Below are 408 nucleotides of genomic sequence, written 5' to 3'. Positions count from 1 at the left end.
TCTCCAGCGTTTTCCACGCCGATGGGCGCTGCACTGTGCCGTTTTCAACGACGTCGAGTGATTTTTCTAGGTTTGCGCTCTCATCAACAAAAATATGGCTGATGCCAAAACCACCTATGATAACCGGAATGGGGGTGTTCTCTTTGCACATTTTGTGCAGACCAGCTCCGCCGCGTGGAATGATCATGTCCACGTACTCATCCATTTTCAGCAGGTGATTGACCAACTCGCGATCAGGCTTTTCAATATACTGCACCGATGCGGCTGGCAGCTTGGCTTTGGCCAGTGCCGCTTGAATCACATTCACCAGTTCCATGTTGGAGAAGAACGTCTCTTTCCCGCCACGTAGAATGCTGGCGTTACCCGTTTTCAGACACAGCGCGGCGATATCAATGGTCACATTCTGTC

The 408-nt window shown here is 51.0% G+C and carries 1 pseudogene; it reads right to left on the bottom strand.

Annotated elements, in window-relative coordinates:
* Nucleotides 1–408, bottom strand: a pseudogene (locus UF06_RS22225) (gamma-glutamyl-phosphate reductase); the annotation flags it as partial.

Origin of the sequence: Vibrio sp. S234-5 (assembly GCF_000960595.1) — a bacterium.
Classification (GTDB): domain Bacteria; phylum Pseudomonadota; class Gammaproteobacteria; order Enterobacterales; family Vibrionaceae; genus Vibrio.
The sequence above is the reverse complement of the archived record's forward strand: the minus strand, read 5'-3'. Positions and strand labels throughout refer to the sequence as shown.